This is a genomic window from Vibrio sp. RW (genome assembly GCF_027587105.1).
GTDB lineage: Bacteria > Pseudomonadota > Gammaproteobacteria > Enterobacterales > Vibrionaceae > Vibrio > Vibrio toranzoniae.
Genome location: NZ_JAPPTM010000011.1, coordinates 34,916 through 49,005, shown reverse-complemented (window position 1 = coordinate 49,005; position 14,090 = coordinate 34,916). Strand labels below are relative to the sequence as shown.

Sequence of the window (14,090 nt, the reverse complement as noted above, 5' to 3'; positions counted from 1 at the left end):
AATCTAACTATATCCATAACCAAACAATATCAATGATGAAAATTTCTGATCTAACAACTCAAATGGCTAGGGTTAATAACAATAAGACAGAAAAACAAGCGAAGGTCAGCCGTGTGCTGACCTTTTCTTGTGTTGATGGGCCGGGAAATCGTCTAGTACTGTTTCTACAAGGCTGTAATTTTGATTGTATTACTTGTCATAACCCACATACCATCAATCACTGTAACCATTGTGGGGACTGTGTCAGCGGGTGTCCAAGCGGTGCACTAAGCGTTGTTGATGGCAAAGTGAAGTGGGATCTGTCTGCCTGTACCAATTGCGATCAGTGCATTGATATCTGTAATCATAAATCGAGTCCGAAAATTACCTCGATGACGGTCTCGGAGGTACTTGAACTCGTTAGGCACAATCAATTTTTCTTGAGTGGTATTACCGTTTCGGGCGGTGAAGCGACCATACAACTGCCGTTTATTATCGAATTGTTTCAAGTAATCAAAAGCGATTCGCAGTTGGCACACTTAACGTGTTTTATTGATAGTAATGGTTCGCTGCCACAACAAGGGTGGGACAAAGTGTTGCCTTTCCTTGATGGCGCGATGATTGACTTAAAGTCATGGCAATCGGAAACCCATCTATGGTTAGTTGGCAGAGGGAATCATAGGGTGTTTGAAACCATTAACTACCTTGCAGATAAAGGAAAACTACACGAAGTTAGGTTGCTGCATATTCCCAATAAAAGTGATCTCGATATTGAGGTAGAGCAGGTCGGTTATTACTTAAAAGGCTTGCCAAGTGATGTTCGTATTCGATTGAATGCCTTTCAACATCATGGCGTAATTGGTGAAGCATTAGAGTGGTCTAAATGTACAGAGCAACAAATGCAGAGCTTTCACGACAAGCTCTACGCTATCGTTCAAAGGCCGATGCAAACACCTGAGGTTTATACCTAATCTTTTATCAACATCGAGTCTTTTATAAACACTAGTCTCGTTAGTTAAATCGGCTTCTAGCACAATCCTAGGCTTCTAAGAATAAGTCACACAGCCATTTGATCGCTTGGTCATTCATGTTTGGCTTATTCCATACTAGGCTGTACGCCACTTTACCGTAATCGAAAGGAAGTGGCTTACTCACTAAACCTTGTGCTTGTTTTGCATGCTCAGCCCATTGTTTTGAACAGGTGAACAAGAAAGGCGTGTGATGACAAAGTACGGCTGCAGCACCAAAGTCCGCTACCGATATCGCCATTTTTCGCGGCTGGTGGCATTGAACTAGGTTTTGTTCAAAGTAAGGCTGAGACAGTTCGTTATCTAGGATCCCAATATGTTTATGGTTTAAGTAATCTTCAACAGTCAGTTCTTGTCGGGCAAGTGGATGGTGTGCGCCCATTAAGCAAACCATTTCATCTTGAAGTATGGTTTTCCAGACTAATTCTTTGTTGTTTGTCGGAGGTTGAGAAATGTCATGGGGCAGTAGAACCAAATTAATCTTGCCACTTAATAATGCGTCGAAGCCGAGTTGTTGTTTTGAATAGATAGTTAGCTTGGCTTTGGGGGCGAGTTCCGTCGTTATTCTGCTTATCTTCGAGGCGAACACCTCAAAGGTACTTTCACGCATCGAAAGTGAAAAGTTGCCTTGGTAATCTTGCGGGACAAAGCTTTTTTGATGAAGTAAGCCGTTCATACTGGCTAGAATTGCATGTACAGTAGGAGCTATTTTCAGTGCAAATGGTGTCGGAATCAACTTGGTGCCATCTCTATAGAATAGCTCATCATTTAAGATGTCACGCAGTTGAGAAAGGTTTTTACTCACACTTGAAGGGCTCACACAAAGCTGCTCAGACGTTTGAGTAACACTATGAGTGTCCAGCATAATATGAAGTGCAGTGAGGTGCTTAAGGTTCACTCTCGATAAATGTAAGTAATCCATTCACAACTCACTCAATACTTGGACAGTTTAGGTTTTAAGGTTTGTAACCGAAATTAGCGTGCTAACTTGTGATGAGCTCGCGAGAAATGACCTGCACAGAAGGCACCGACAATAGAAAGTTCTCCTGCTAAACACAGCACCGCGCAAACTTCTGCTAACGCTTGTGACTTTCCGTTACCATGTAACCCTAATAGATCTAAACAAGCTTTTTGACTAGGAAGGCTTGTACCGCCACCAACCGTACCCAGCATCAAGTTCGGCAGCGTAACACTAGCGTAAAGTCCGCCTTCTTTATTTAGCTCCATACGCGTCATACCAATCGCAGATTCAGCAACACACGCCGCGTCTTGGCCACAAGCGATATAAAGTGCAGCCAGTGCATTGGCATAATGGGCATTAATACCAATCGTACCACTCAAAGCGCCACCTACCGTAGTCATTTGGCCAAATTGGACCATCTTCTCTGGTGTGGTGTGTAGATACTTTGCGATAACCTCAGCAGGAATATTGATTTCAGCTGTTACCTTTTTACCACGAACGCTGCGTAAGGTTTGGGTATTGGCTTTCTTATCACCCGACAAGTTACCATCAAGGAAAGCATGATCGGGTTTAACCGGCGTGTTTTCTATGATGTACTCAAATACTGCATTAGTGGCAATTGTCACCATGTTCTGACCAGATGCATCTCCAGTTAGGAATTCAAACACCAAGTAAACATGGTTGCCTTCGATGTTGATATTGATGTCGGTAAGTCTGCCATGTGAAGTGGTGGCTTCTGCCAAGGCTTTAAACTGTTCATATTGAGTAACAGCCCAAGCAACAAACTGTCCCGCTTCAACTAACCCTCGGAATGCAAAACCAGGGGTACGTGTTACACCTTCATTGAGCAGCATTGCACTTGCGCCACCACAAGCGGTGATCAGCTTTGAACCACGGTTGTAAGACGCAACAAGTGCAGCTTCCGTCGTTGCAAGCGGTACCAAATAATCGCCCTCAGCAAACAGACCATTCACTCTTAGTGGGCCAGATATACCGACAGGTACTTTCACTGTTCCAATAAAGTGCTCGATGTTTTTTTCATAAGCTTGAATCTGACTTTCAGTATGAGTATCGAGCAGCTCTTGTTGTGATTCTGCGTTATTAAGGGCCGCCCAGCGACGTGTAAGGTTTTTTTTTGTCAGATAGGGGCTCGGTGTCAGCTTGTTTACTGGCTTTTCAAAGTGAGGTTGAAGCTTTTTTTCTAATTCGTCTGCGGAGATGTCGCCTCCTAAAATAGAAACATAGTCACGGCGATGCAGATTTAGTTTTGGCATAAATAGTATGAAGTGAAGTTTGTGCAGCAAATTGGTTTGCGCTGATTCTACCGAGTAATAAGCCAGAAACAAGCGTCAGATATAATGAGTTACAGTTTGTGTGCTTATCGTGTCAAAAAGCTTCAAAAGTCGTTGAATCAAACTGGTTTAGAGCATCAAAAATGTACGAAATGTAAGTGTAGTTTAGATATGGATGTCGAGAAGACTGCCGATAGCTTCGTTTTGACGATCAACGACACTCGCACCAACACGGTTATAATTGGCACTTTGGGTCAGCTTTAGTAAGGGATCACTCGAGGGCGAAACGGGTTCTGGTTCTTTGTCTTTAAACGAAGTGTATTGCTCAGGCTCTACTTGGTTAAAGCTGAGGTCACTGCTTTTGAAAGCATCATCGGAGTTTGGAGAGTTTTTGGAGGCTTGGTTGAGCTCGATAGCGGCTTCTTCAGCCATTTTGGTTGACTGCTGAATAATGGCGTAACCAGATTGAATACCAGATATCGACATAGCAGAACCTTTAATTGACGTATCGGTTAAGTCTAGGTGGACTATATTTTGAGCGCAATGGTTAAGGAATGATATTTATAGTGAAACGGTATACTTAAGCTAAAATAGTGACGTCTGTCTATTAACTGAACAGGTCGTTTAGTACATTTAGCTCTTCATCGGTAAGAAGAGTTTGCTTTTCCGTTTCAAGATTACCATCGATCTCCCCTTGCAGCGCCTTTAATTGCTGCGGGTTAAGATACTGTATCTGTTGTTTGAACGCTTCAAATTGTTGTGTATTCATAACGTGACCTTGCTTCAAATCCATATGCTCAGTTGAGCATAGACTACTGATTCAGGAAATCAAACAAGATTAAGTGAATATTATTTGAAGTTTGCAATTTCCTAAAACTAAGACAACTATAAATCTATTTGGTCGTTTTTTGTCCGGAAAGTGTTAGGCAAAGTTATAGTTTAGTCAGTTAAAGTCAAAAAATTATTTATAATGTAAAAGCGATTCAGCCCTTTCACAATAAGGGTAGGAAAGTTGTTGCTCTACCTATTTTGGGGGTTGGTAGAGCAATGTATAACTATACGTAATGATTAAAACTTGAGCGGTTGGTGCTATCTGTCTATTTTTACAGCACTTTGTTCATCAAGAAGTTTCCTTGTTGATGTACTTATTAATGTTGACTTTAAATGCAAACTTGGTCGCTAAAGTATGCAGTTCCGGAAGCATTCGATAAATTAAATGCAGCTGTTGTAGAACCATTCTAACAGACCCCTCATCTTCTTCTCGCCATTCACTCAAGCGCTTATCAAGTTCAGGATCATAGGTATTTTTGATTTCACATTGCTCATGGTAGGAATAGAGCTGGTCATTCAGAGCGTCGAGGTGATCATGTATGACACGATGTGCATCCAACACAAGTTTATGTGTGGATTCGTCATCAATACGAGTTCTATGAGCACCTAATGCAGAAATATAGCTCAACAGAGCGTGATTGAGGGTCAGAAATCGAAAGCTATCGTCTTCAGAAGTACGATATTTATCAGGCTCAGCTAACATACTGCTAATGACCAGAGTTAGATTCGCGTCGTTATTGTGTGCACTGCGACGAGCGATACGATAATTCAAAGTGTCTTTTTTTCCGACGCGGTATTGGCCAATGATTTGGTCTAAGTAATTTTTATTGGAATCGAGAGCATCGGCCATGACCTTGTGCAGTCGCTTTGATTGCCAGTCTGGCAACACGTAGACCACTGCGAGCACGGCTAGGGCACACCCAATAAACGTATCCGCTAGCCTTGGCAGCACCACGGCATAGCCTTCGCCGAGCTGATTAAAGCAGAATAATACCAGTAATGTGATGAAGCTTGTTGCGAAGCCGTAATTGTTGATGCGAAACGCAAAGAACATAACACCACTGATAACAATGAATACTAACTGGCTTTCTTGAGAAGGGAAGAAGGTCAGTAGTGGGACGCCTATCAACAAGCCAGCCACAGTTCCGATCACGCGGGCCGTCAGTTTTTTTCGTGTGGCACTGTAGTTTGGTTGGCACACAAACAGTGTAGTAAGTAAGATCCAATAACCACGTTCAATATCAAAGCCTTGGATGATGCCATAACCGAGCGTTAGAGTGATTGCCAACCGGATTGCGTGACGAAACAACATGGAATCTTTGTGTAGGTTGGCTCTGATTTTTTGCCACATTGCGGTTAATGTGTGTGGATTCGTATCGTCCAAGACTCCTTCCTCTAACTTTTCGGCGTCTGGATTGCTGATATTCGACAGTTGTTTTTCAACGGTTGCTAGGTTATCGAATAAGTAACCTAGTTGGTTTAGCAGTGGTTTCCATTCTGTCTTGTTCTGTTGGTGTAAATGATTGAGTGAAGACATCAGCTCATCAAGTGCCAGTACAGACTTATTGCCATGTTGGTACACAGCCCCAACCTTGAGTGAACTTGCCACTTCTTTGCATGCGGTTGCTTGTGACTCTAGTAGATACTTAAAGCGGAACAACACATCAGATCGTTCGAAATGTTTCGCGAGTTCTTGATAGCGATAGTGGGTGGAACTCACACGCTCATGAATGTCTTGCGCGATAAAATAAGTATTTAAGAACCGGTCACTCGGGCCATCAATGTGTCCACGCTTTGAACGGTTAAGCAACGTTGCTTTACACATGTTGAGTGCATTAACGGTACTGGCATTCAGCTTGGCCTCGATAATGCGGTGTGGCTGAGGGATGAGGTCATAAACAGGGTAAAATAGCTCTGCTTTAGAGTCCATGTAGGTTCCAATTTGATCAAATACCGTTGCAAGGTTTTGCTGTACCGGTTGCATTGGCCATATAATTTGCCAAATCATAGACATAAAGTAATACCAAGCTGCCCCCGTTAATAGCAGCAGTGGTTGAAACCATAGGTTAGTGCTTTCGTGGGCGCCAAGCATTGCATAGATGGCTATCAACAAAGAGCCAAATGCGATACTTGCGTATTTCGGTCCAATAGCGCCCAGCATAATGAACGAGAATGTTGATGCGAAAAGCCCTAATGCGAACAACCAAGGTGTGTCGAAGAGTAGCTCAATGGAAAAGGCGGCGATTGCAAAACAGATAAACGTAAGAGTGAGCGCCTTTAAGCGGCCCGTAAAGCTGTCGTCACTTTCAGCTAGTGCAGCAGCAATAACCCCTAAAATTAAAGGCGTGATGAGTGTGTTTAGTTCATAATACCAAGCAGGAATAACAACACCCAGTAGAGTGATAAGAATTAACACGCTGTAATTGATGGTTTTATTCGCCCAATAGAGGCGTAATTTGACAGAGAAGTCCACAGTCGCTCACTTAATACACTAAAACCATAATCCTAACAGAAATCAAGCACAAGAATTTGATACTTATCCATAATTGTCCCTAGGTGGTCATGAAAACGTCGATAAGATGTGAGACATTATTAATTCTCTTTGCATCATGATATAAATTCAACATTCCCAATTAAAGAGCACGCTCCAATGCAGCTAAGCGCTAACAAGACTGCACAGTTTTTTATTCAAAATGAATATCATCAAGTTGAACTTGATGGTCCACGCCTATTGCTATCTTCAGTAGGCAGTGAAGAACGTATCCCGTTTACTATTTGGAGTGGCAAGGTCGCGATAAAGCGTGGGTTGTTTTGGGGATCATTGCAGTTCTTTGCGAATCAGCAAGATGGCCAACAGCGCAGTTGGCTAGTACAAGGCCTACCTTGGGAGCAGTGTCGTCAATTTGCACGTGTATCGGTTGCCGCGTATCAGAAGTGGCATAATACACAGTGTGAGCAACTTGCTGAACACGTCCCTCAATGGGAAGCAGAACTGACACGCCTTGAGCAACTTCCTGCTTTTCTTCCGCACTCAAAAGTTAACACTTGGGTCGACATGGTTAAATCGGATTTACAAAGTATGACCATGACGCTAGAGGAAGCCGCTCAACGTATGCCGCACCGCATCGCTCGCATGCAGCCATGGTTGTCTGAAACGGAGAGCAAGCAAGCTGATAGAAACCAGCAATGGATAGAGACAGAAAGGAAAAATTGGGAAGTGCTGTTTGCTCAGTGTGAGTCATCTCCTCTGAACTTATCGCAGCAATACGCCGTATTAATGAACGATGATCATAACCTGATTCTAGCGGGCGCTGGCTCGGGTAAAACCAGTGTTCTAACCGCTCGTGTTGCTTATCTATTGCAAAGCCACCAAGCTCAAGCTGAAGAACTTCTATTGCTTGCATTTGGGCGTGAAGCCGCTGATGAGATGAAACAGCGACTCGCCAGCAAGATTGGATTATCAGCGGAGAAGGTGCAAGTTAGTACTTTCCACCAATTAGGTTTAAAGATCCTAAATGAAGTTGAAACTGAACGTGTCGTTATTTCTCCGCTGGCATTAGACGACAATCAACGCCAAGCATGGTGTATTGATTGGTTGAAAAAGCACTGGATGACCCCCACTAACTTCAAGCGTTGGCAAAAGCACCTGTCTAAATGGCCAATTGCTTATCTTACTGGTGATGATGAGCTTGGCAGTCATGTATCTAATCTTAAATTGATTGCTTGGTTAGAAAAACAACTTGAGCAGCTTAACGCGTCGGGCTTATCGAAGAAAGAAGTACAGCAACAGCTCATCGACCACCGAGATTATACGCGCTTAAATAGTGAACTCTCATTGTGTTGGCCATGTGTTACCGCGTGGCAGAAAGCACTAAAAGAAGAGAATCATATCGATTTCTCGACCATGATCAGCCGTGCGACTCAATACGTCGAAAAGGGTAAGTTTATCTCGCCTTGGAAGTTCATCATGATCGATGAATACCAAGATATCTCACCCGATCGTCTTGCTTTGGTTGAAGCGCTGTGTAATCAGTCGAAGGCTCAACACCAAGCGTCTATTTTTGCTGTGGGCGATGACTGGCAGTCGATCTACCAGTTTGCGGGGGCCGATGTTGATTTAACAACGGGCTTTAAGGATCGCTTTGAAAGCTCGACTATTCATCACCTAGATACCACTTACCGATTTAACAATCAGCTCGGTGCGGTTGCCAATCGCTTTGTACAAGAAAATCCGATTCAATTGCCGAAAGAATTGAATAGCTTTAAGCAACAGAAGCAGAAAGCGGTGTACAGCGCGCCAAGTAAAGAAGTTGAGAAGATCCTTGACCAATTGAACCGTCAATCTAAAGGTAAAACCAAAAAATCAGTGATGCTGCTTGGTCGTAACCACTATCACAAACCAGAGTTGTTAGATGATTGGAAAAAGATCTATACCTCGATCGATCTTCACTTTATGACCTGTCATGCTAGTAAAGGTAAAGAAGCAGACTTTGTGATTATTCTTTGTGTTGATGAAGGGCAGTTTCCGGCGAAAAAGAAACAACTGCATATTGATGGCGCGTTGACTGAGTCATCCGATGTGTTTCCTTATGCCGAAGAGAGACGCCTATTTTACGTGGCAATGACGCGTGCTAAAGAGAAGGTATGGATTACGCATAGCGGTGATGGTTCTGGCTTCGTGCAAGAGCTTCACGGTTCTGATTACCCTGTGATACGCAAAAAGTAATATACCCTGTCGTTATCGTCTAAAATTAGATCTCAAAACCTGAATATAGAAGGATGCGATATGGAACATGGATCGATCAACTACATTGAATTTGCTGCACGAGATATGGCCGAAACTAAGGCATTTTTCAGTGCTGTGTTTGGCTGGAGTTTTGAAGATTATGGCCCAGAGTATTCTGCTTTCGAAGGTAAAGGTTTAATGGGTGGCTTCTATTTGGCAAATCTGGCTTCTGATGCTGAAAGTGGCGCGGCTCTGATGGTTTTTTATAGCCAAGATCTCGAGCAAACCGAGCGTGACGTGATTGATGCTGGCGGGCAGATAAACCGTGAGATTTTTAGCTTTCCTGGCGGACGTCGTTTCCATTTTAAAGAACCGAGTGGTAACGAAATGGCAGTGTGGAGTGACCAATAGTCAGCTCCAGATCCTAAATTTCGGACAAATATAAAGCCTGCAATTTTAAGCAGGCTTTCTTGTATTTGATTTCCTATTCGCTGGTCTAGCAAGCAGCTAACTCAACAAACAAACTCAGTATCAAGTACGCTCAGCGAGATACGCTTCGTAATCTGGGATCTCAATGATCACTTCTTCTTCAAGCAATGAAGAATTAAATAGGAAGTTAGCGGTAGCACGGTTGGTTGCAACAGGAATGTTCCATACACTTGCAATACGAAGTAGTGCTTTCACATCTGGATCGTGTGGTACTGCATTGAGTGGATCCCAGAAGAAAATCAGCATATCGATCTTTCCTTCTGAAATAAGCGCACCAAGCTGTTGGTCGCCGCCCATTGGGCCGCTGATCATACTTTTGATTGCTAGGCCTGTTTCTTTGCTGAGTAGAGAACCCGTAGTACCCGTCGCATATAGAAAATGGCTTTGCAGCTTTTCTTTGTTTTCCTTAACCCATCTTAGTAGCTCTGGTTTGAAGTGGTCATGAGCAACCAAAGCGATATTCTTATGCGTTGGCATAGTACGTGTTGTTTTTTGCATGAATGTTCCCTAATTATTGGTCGTATTTTTATTGTTATTGAGTGCTTAACTCAATATAACACTATGGATTCACACTGAATACTGGTCGAAACTCAGAAGGTGACAATGAATCGGCAATAATTTGATCTTTTAATGTGGCAGGAGTGAGGGCTTCAATAACTGGGGCACTGTGTTTCTCATAAGGTTGCCCTCTCAAGTAATTAATGGCTTGCTTGAGTGACAAGCGACCTTGTTCGACCATTTTATCCGTAGGTGCAAAAAGGACTTTATTGCGCAGTAAACCGCGGTAGATACCGTGACTTAAATAGCTCGAAATCAAACCTATTTCATTTGTTTTTCCTGCTGCTCTGAGCTCACTGATCGCCGCTTCGATAGCAACCGCACTTCCGACAATATATTGAATATTAGGCTGCTCAATGACTTGCTGGACAAGGTTTCGTTGTAGTTCTTTATCGTTATCAGCCCAATAGCTGATCGCGATTTCGACATCGCTCGACTTGATCGCATCATAAAAGCCGAGAGCAACTGGCTTGGTGCCTCCGCTAGATTGAGGGCCAAGTAACAGGGCGATGGGGGTTTTGCCAGAACCTTTAGGATGTGACTTCGCTAAATAATCCCCAACTTGAAAGCCCATCTGATACCAATCAACGCCCACTGTACCTTTCAATATCTTCTGTTGAATTTTATTGACGGTAAGTTCATTGACCGTCGCAAAAACGGGCGTTGAGCCGACCCAATCGGTCAGGTTATCGTGGTAAGCGTCAGGTGAAACCGTTCCTAAAACTATGGCATCGGCCCCCCATTGAGTGCAAAGCACCAGTTGTGAAGCTTGTTTAGTTACGTTGGGGTAACCGCCTGCTTCCAAAACTTTTAGCTCGACTTGCTGTTTTTCTGCTTCCGAGACCATACCGTAGTTAACGGACAACCAATAAGAGTCTTTCAGGTGCGGATAAATGGCACAAACTTTCTCTTTTTTGGTTGCAGCAGTAGCCGATTCTATCGGGCTTGGAAGCTTGCTAGCACTAGTGTTACTGCTCATTACAGCAAACAAAGCTAGGAGAAGTTTTGAAGCGAAAGGTTTAAATAGCATGGATTGCCGTTTTATTGGTCTTAGATAAGAAACACTGCAAAATATAGCGTATTCTGCAGGGGTAGAGAAGAACGTTTTAAGGTTTAGATTTTATGTTATTAGCTTCAGCAAGTATTGGACGCAAGCTACTAGCCTCATTTTTAGTGATGGCGATGCTCGTTCTTTTGTCTGCATTGATCGGTGTTTCTGGATTTAGCTTTGTAGCAAAAACAGAGAGAAACGTCGTTGACTCGGCACTGCCTGCGATGATTGAAGCTCGTCAGGTTTCCGGATTGAGTAATCGCATCATTTCGTCTGTACAAACACTTTCCAATGCAAGAAATGAAGCAGAGAGAAAAAAAGCCGGCACTGTTTTGTTCGATCAGCTCGAAGCGCTATTACAACATATCAAAGAACTAGGGGTTGACAGTTTTGACTCCGAACTGCTTGATGAACTTGAAAACAATGTTCAAAGTGTTATCAATACATTGGCTGAGCTTGGTGTCTCTGTAAAGCGTAAGCTTTGGCTCGCCAAAGAACTGTCGTCTCGTGTTGAAGAGATGCGTTTACTCGCTGAAGAGCTTGAGCAATTGACTCGTACTCAAGTTTTAAATACGGCCACGATTGCTGTAGCTAATGTCACACACATCTACGATCTGCTAGAAACCGAAGAGATAGATAAAGCCTACCAAGCACTTGATGCACTGGTTGAGGTTGATCTCGATTTATCTGAACGATTGCATGAATTGCACCTGCTAGCCTTTAAAATGCTTAATCAAATTGAAGAAACTCAAACCGTTACCAATATCGAGCGTATTCACCAGATAAAAGCTGAATTCGAATCTAATCTGAGAGTTATGGCACGCCGTGTTAAAGCGGTAGAGGATCCTACTCGTTCTGCGCAGATGGCCCAACTATTGGATGAACTGCAGCGACGACAAGTGGTGTTTGATATCGCTCTAGAGAGGTATGAGAACAACAAACAATCCGAACTCTTAATGCAGAATACTTTGCAGTTATTTGCTCAATTAAATACCACCGTCAATCAACTTATTGATGATTCAAATCGGAGTACAAAGAAAGCGGTCGATGAACTGACATCCACTCTGAGTTTGGCTCAATGGTCGCTCTCGGTTATCTCCATAATAGGTCTGGTTATCGTGGTTTTCATTGTGTGGCGTGTTGTTTATATTTCAGTAGTTAAACGTCTTACCGAGTATTCCTCTGCATTAATGTCGATCGCACAAGGGCGTTTAAACATTGATATCTCGGTAAAAGGTAATGATGAACTCGCTCATATGGGGGAAGCCATTATTACCGCCAGAAATACGGCTCAAGCGTTGCAAGTGGTTGCTGTGGGCGAAGCCAAAGCGAAACGAGAACTTGAAGAGCATAAAGAGCATCTTGAAGAGTTAATCACTGAACGCACATATCAATTACAACAAACTAACGAAAAACTGAATGTCGAAGTAAGTAACCACGCCAAAGCTCGTCACGCTGCTGAGCAAGCGAGCCGTGCAAAGTCAGTTTTCCTCGCGACCATGAGTCACGAAATCAGAACGCCAATGAATGGGGTGTTAGGTACAGCGAGATTGCTTAAAGACACGGGCCTAAATCCTTTACAGTCTGGTTATGCTGATATCATCAACCGCAGTGGTAAGAACCTGTTAGCGATTTTAAACGATGTACTTGATTATTCGAAAATTGAAGCGGGTCATCTAGAGATTCGAGTTGCTTCCTTCGACCTCCATCAGATGGTTCAAGATACTTATCAGTTGATGGAAGGGAGAGCCGGTGAGAAGAAACTCGAATTTAACTACCATATTGAGAGTGGTGTTCAACGTTATTGGCGTGGTGATGTTACTCGAATGAGTCAGGTATTGAATAACTTGGTTGGTAATGCCATCAAGTTTACAAACACAGGTGCCGTGGATATTTTTATCAGTCTAGATGTCGAAGATGAAAACCGGGTGATGTTTGAGGTGTCGGATACAGGTACCGGAATTCGAGCAAGCGAACAGAAGTATTTGTTTGATGCGTTTAGCCAAACGGATAGTGGGCGTAATAAAACGGGTGGTACGGGTTTAGGTTTAGCAATTAGTAAAAGCATTGTGTTAGCGATGAACGGCGACATTGGTGTTCATTCCGAAGAGGGGGAGGGCTGCCAATTTTGGTTCTCTGTTCCGCTTCAAATGGGTGAAGAAGTCGAAGCAAAAGTCACGGCAGTTGAATCCTGTATTCGTGCCAAAGTACTCTTGGTCGAAGATAATCCGGTGAACTGCATTGTTGCAGAAGGTTTCTTACACAACCTTGGTCATGAAGTCGTTATTGCGACGACAGGCAAAGAAGCCCTATCTATCTTTTCCGAACAAGCATTTGATATTGCATTGGTTGATATTAATTTACCGGACTGCGACGGCGTAGAGTTAATACAGCAGTTAAAAGCCATCTATGATGAGCAGCTATCTCATTCACTGTATGCGAATATTGTGCATACCCCGTCGATGATTGCTGTTTCTGCTCACGTTTTCAATGAAGAAGTGGAAAGTTACTTGGCATCGGGTTTTGATGGCTTCTTACCTAAGCCTTTGGAAAAAGAAGAGCTTTCACAACTGATTGTCGATCAACTTGACGGCAAATCTTTGTTGCTTCCGCAACCCGATCCTGGCGACACAATGTGTAAAGATACTAACAGGCTGAACGACCCCGACGGACAATCCCAAAAGCATGGTCAGCGTTCACCTCAGATAGCCAGCATGATATCTGATTTAACCACCGAAACGAATTCTCAAGTTCCAGAGGGAGGAAGTGCGTCAGTGGAGCTTATTAATAGCAAAGTAATAGAAGGTGACTTGTCTATTTTAGGTTTGGAAAAGATGAAGCAGATCGTTGCGTTATTTGAAGAGAGTAGCCAGCAGATCTTGCGTGAGTTTGTTCAAGCAAGTGACGCTAGTAACGGGCAAGAAGTAAAATTACTTGCTCATAAGTTAAAAGGTTCTGCAGGTAGCTTGGGCTTATCCGCGCTATTGCATTTATGTCAGAGTATTGAAGCGAGTGACGATCCATTGCAGCAATACCGAGAGAGCTGTGAGTCTTTGGCTAAATTGGCGAAAGACTCTCTATTGGCGCTCAAGCTTCATGTTTGATTTAACGCTTGAGTCGTTAATCGTGAGTCGCTAAAAATGACAAGAAAGTCCTTTGAAAGACGGTTCGTCGC

Annotated in this window: 11 protein-coding genes; 4 read left to right on the top strand and 7 right to left on the bottom strand. The window is 43.2% G+C overall.

Going from position 1 to position 14,090, the window contains the following annotated elements; genetic code table 11:
- Positions 1–35: 35 nt before the first annotated feature.
- On the top strand, positions 36–950 hold the full coding sequence (locus OCT63_RS11845) for a YjjW family glycine radical enzyme activase (protein WP_269983815.1): 915 nt from the start codon (positions 36–38) through the stop codon (positions 948–950).
- Positions 951–1,017: 67 nt separating this feature from the next.
- Here the strand turns inward: OCT63_RS11845 and OCT63_RS11840 are convergent, their stop codons facing one another.
- From OCT63_RS11840 to yccS, 5 genes are all read right to left on the bottom strand, one after another.
- Positions 1,018–1,929 carry a LysR family transcriptional regulator gene (locus OCT63_RS11840; RefSeq protein WP_161686951.1) on the bottom strand — a complete coding sequence of 304 codons (912 nt, stop codon included), beginning with the start codon at positions 1,927–1,929 and terminating at the stop codon, positions 1,018–1,020.
- 53 nt (positions 1,930–1,982) lie between these two features.
- Positions 1,983–3,242, bottom strand: a complete 1,260-nt coding sequence (locus tag OCT63_RS11835) for a hydroxymethylglutaryl-CoA reductase (protein ID WP_161686953.1) — start codon at positions 3,240–3,242, stop codon at positions 1,983–1,985.
- A gap of 183 nt (positions 3,243–3,425) precedes the next feature.
- Positions 3,426–3,746, bottom strand: coding sequence for a hypothetical protein (locus OCT63_RS11830; RefSeq protein WP_161686955.1), 321 nt, complete (start codon positions 3,744–3,746; stop codon positions 3,426–3,428).
- Positions 3,747–3,867: 121 nt separating this feature from the next.
- Positions 3,868–4,053: a hypothetical protein gene (locus OCT63_RS11825; protein WP_161686957.1), complete on the bottom strand. Its 186-nt coding sequence runs from the start codon at positions 4,051–4,053 to the stop codon at positions 3,868–3,870.
- A gap of 327 nt (positions 4,054–4,380) precedes the next feature.
- Complete coding sequence (gene yccS, locus OCT63_RS11820; RefSeq protein WP_269983784.1) at positions 4,381–6,564, bottom strand: YccS family putative transporter; 2,184 nt, start codon at positions 6,562–6,564, stop codon at positions 4,381–4,383.
- A gap of 177 nt (positions 6,565–6,741) precedes the next feature.
- On the opposite strand from yccS, the gene helD reads away from it, so the two are divergent.
- A complete protein-coding gene (gene helD, locus OCT63_RS11815) occupies positions 6,742–8,817 on the top strand; it encodes a DNA helicase IV (protein ID WP_161674011.1) in 2,076 nt (691 codons plus the stop codon).
- Between the two features lie 60 nt (positions 8,818–8,877).
- Complete coding sequence (locus OCT63_RS11810; RefSeq protein ID WP_161674009.1) at positions 8,878–9,228, top strand: VOC family protein; 351 nt, start codon at positions 8,878–8,880, stop codon at positions 9,226–9,228.
- Positions 9,229–9,348: 120 nt separating this feature from the next.
- Here OCT63_RS11810 and OCT63_RS11805 read toward each other — a convergent pair whose 3' ends face one another.
- Both OCT63_RS11805 and torT read right to left on the bottom strand, forming a co-directional pair.
- Complete coding sequence (locus tag OCT63_RS11805) at positions 9,349–9,804, bottom strand: methylglyoxal synthase (RefSeq protein WP_060469554.1); 456 nt, start codon at positions 9,802–9,804, stop codon at positions 9,349–9,351.
- 61 nt (positions 9,805–9,865) lie between these two features.
- On the bottom strand, positions 9,866–10,894 hold the full coding sequence (gene torT / locus OCT63_RS11800) for a TMAO reductase system periplasmic protein TorT (RefSeq protein ID WP_161678451.1): 1,029 nt from the start codon (positions 10,892–10,894) through the stop codon (positions 9,866–9,868).
- 92 nt (positions 10,895–10,986) lie between these two features.
- Between torT and torS the strand changes: the two genes are divergently transcribed.
- Positions 10,987–14,019, top strand: coding sequence for a TMAO reductase system sensor histidine kinase/response regulator TorS (torS, locus tag OCT63_RS11795; RefSeq protein WP_269983783.1), 3,033 nt, complete (start codon positions 10,987–10,989; stop codon positions 14,017–14,019).
- Positions 14,020–14,090: the final 71 nt, after the last annotated feature.

Bases quoted from the DNA above. Each gene is read 5' to 3' on its own strand.
- OCT63_RS11845 (WP_269983815.1), top strand. From the start codon at position 36: ATGAAAATTTCTGATCTAACAACTCAAATGGCTAGGGTTAATAACAAT.
- OCT63_RS11840 (WP_161686951.1), bottom strand. From the start codon at position 1,929: ATGGATTACTTACATTTATCGAGAGTGAACCTTAAGCACCTCACTGCA.
- OCT63_RS11835 (WP_161686953.1), bottom strand. From the start codon at position 3,242: ATGCCAAAACTAAATCTGCATCGCCGTGACTATGTTTCTATTTTAGGA.
- OCT63_RS11830 (WP_161686955.1), bottom strand. From the start codon at position 3,746: ATGTCGATATCTGGTATTCAATCTGGTTACGCCATTATTCAGCAGTCA.
- OCT63_RS11825 (WP_161686957.1), bottom strand. From the start codon at position 4,053: ATGGATTTGAAGCAAGGTCACGTTATGAATACACAACAATTTGAAGCG.
- helD (WP_161674011.1), top strand. From the start codon at position 6,742: ATGCAGCTAAGCGCTAACAAGACTGCACAGTTTTTTATTCAAAATGAA.
- OCT63_RS11810 (WP_161674009.1), top strand. From the start codon at position 8,878: ATGGAACATGGATCGATCAACTACATTGAATTTGCTGCACGAGATATG.
- OCT63_RS11805 (WP_060469554.1), bottom strand. From the start codon at position 9,804: ATGCAAAAAACAACACGTACTATGCCAACGCATAAGAATATCGCTTTG.
- torT (WP_161678451.1), bottom strand. From the start codon at position 10,894: ATGCTATTTAAACCTTTCGCTTCAAAACTTCTCCTAGCTTTGTTTGCT.
- torS (WP_269983783.1), top strand. From the start codon at position 10,987: ATGTTATTAGCTTCAGCAAGTATTGGACGCAAGCTACTAGCCTCATTT.